The organism is Microcoleus sp. LEGE 07076 (assembly GCF_015207455.1).
In the GTDB taxonomy this organism is placed as follows: Bacteria; Cyanobacteriota; Cyanobacteriia; order Cyanobacteriales; family Microcoleaceae; genus Microcoleus.
In genome coordinates this window covers 1-2,219 of record NZ_JADEWV010000419.1, presented here as the reverse complement: position 1 = coordinate 2,219, position 2,219 = coordinate 1, and the positions used below count along the sequence as shown (strand labels likewise).

Annotated in this window: 1 protein-coding gene and 1 other RNA gene; both read right to left on the bottom strand. The window is 42.0% G+C overall.

The window, feature by feature from the left end:
* Nucleotides 1-171: 171 nt before the first annotated feature.
* Nucleotides 172-599, bottom strand: an RNA gene (gene rnpB, locus IQ270_RS29840) — RNase P RNA component class A.
* A 53-nt stretch (nt 600-652) separates the two neighbouring features.
* Entirely contained in the window at nt 653-1,831 is a 1,179-nt protein-coding gene (corA, locus tag IQ270_RS29835; protein ID WP_193976711.1) for a magnesium/cobalt transporter CorA, read from the bottom strand.
* Nucleotides 1,832-2,219 lie beyond the last annotated feature (388 nt).

Below are 2,219 nucleotides of genomic sequence, written 5' to 3'. Positions count from 1 at the left end.
ATCTATAGCCGAGTCTCAGTAACATGAGGCGATTTGTCGCGCATCGGCCTGGCGGACACAGGAAGGATCCCCCATACCTCACAACGCGATCGAACCGCTATATCTCACTTTATTCTAAAAATAATAATATCTAAAAATTCTTCCACTCTCCCACTCTGGGATTTTTGGGAGGGGAAAAAGTCGGACATAAGCCGGGTTCTGTTCTCTAAACTGCAAGCAGTTTTTGAGGGCAGTTATCTATCTGGGACGCGTGTTACCAAACGCCTCAAGCGGTACCAAAAAACGGAACTGGTAAAAAACCAACCGTAGTCCCTCCGACCTTGCTCCCAACCGGGGTTTACCTAGCCAACACCTCTCGATGCTGCTGGTGCGCTCTTACCGCACCTTTGCACCCTTACCCCCTAACATTTTGCAATTTTCGATCATCGATTTTTGATGCAATCTCAAATCTCAAATCTCCAATTGGGGGCGGTATTTTTCTGTGGCACTATCCTCACGATCGCTCGCACTGGGCGTTACCCAGCAAGTTTGGTTTTTCGGGAGCCCGGACTTTCCTCAGACCAGCTTTCGCTAATCCGCAACCGCCTGCGCCTACTTTTTCCCCAGATTTATTGTACGCGATCGTTCGTCAATCAATTTAGGATTTTAAATTTCAGTCATCTTTAATAGTAGAAAAATTTTCAAACCAGCCGCGCCGCCAAAAAAAGTAAACTAAACTCGATGCGATCGCTACCATCAGCGCCCAACAAAGCGGATAGCCAAAATACCAATTCAGTTCTGGCATATTCAAGGGCGATTTCTCTGTATTGAAATTCATCCCGTATACTCCCGCCACAAAAGTCAACGGAATAAAGATACTCGAAATCACCGTCAGCAATTTCATGATTTCATTCATTTTATTACCAACCGAAGACAGATAAACATCCATCAAACCCGAAGACAACTCTCGGTAAGTTTCCACCATATCCATCACCTGCACCGTGTGATCGTAACAGTCGCGCAGGTAAATTCGCACCTCCGGACTAATCAAATCGCTGCTATCTCGAATCAAAACATTAATTGCATCCCGCTGCGGCCAAATAGCGCGGCGCAGTGTCAGCAATTCCCGCCGAATTTTATAGATTTTTTCCAAGGTTTTGCGAGTGGGGTTCAGCACCACTTCATCCTCTAATTCTTCAATCCGCTCTCCGTACACTTCTAATACTGGGAAAAATCCATCTATAATCGAATCTAACAAAGTATAAGCCAGATAATCGGCTCCGTGTTTGCGAATACTTCCTTGTCCTTTGCGAATGCGATCGCGCACCGGGTCAAAACAATCATAATCCGGTTCTTCCTGAACAGTTAGCAGGTAATGTTTACCCAAGATCAAACTAACTTGTTCTTTATGAAAATTATCTGAATTCGGCTTAATTATCACCATCCAAGAAATGATTAAAAGATGTTCTTCATAGTCTACCACTTTAGGGCGCTGGGGAACATTAACTACATCTTCCTGAGCCATTTCGTGCAAATTAAATACTTTGGCCATCTGGCGCCAAGTTTCCTTGTTTCCCAATCCCAACATATCAACCCAAGAAACAGATGCTGTATCTAAATAGATAGCAGCGTCTCGAGGATTTGCCAATTTCGAGCGAATAGCTGCTGTCTCGCAATAGTCAATTAATACAATCTCCGGAGGTGGCGCATCGGGTTCTAAGTCTAGAGTTCCCGGCAGCGCCCCCGGATCGTCATAAAAATAGTCAACGTAGGAATCATCATCATCATCATCTTCATCTTTAATTGCTTTTGCAACTGCAGTAAAAGTGTTTTTTATGCCTTTGTATGCCATGTTAATATTCCTAACTTTTAGTATCTTTAATTATCTTATCATTTTTTTTGTATAACTATCAATGACTGTTGACTGTTAGCTGTTGACTGATGACTGTTGACTGTTGACTGTTAACTGTTGACTGTTAGCTGTTGACTGTTGACTGATGACTGTTGACTGTTAGCTATCAATTAATAACAAATAGCAAACAACAAATAGCAAATAGCAAACAACAAATAGCAAATAACAAATAACAAATAACAAATAACCAATAACAAATAACCAATAACAAATAACCAATAACAAATAACAAATAACCAATAACAAATAACCAATAACTAATTACCTTTGTCGCATTGGAATCTCGATCGCAAATTCAGTTCCTTCTCCCGGCGAAGAAATGCAGCGC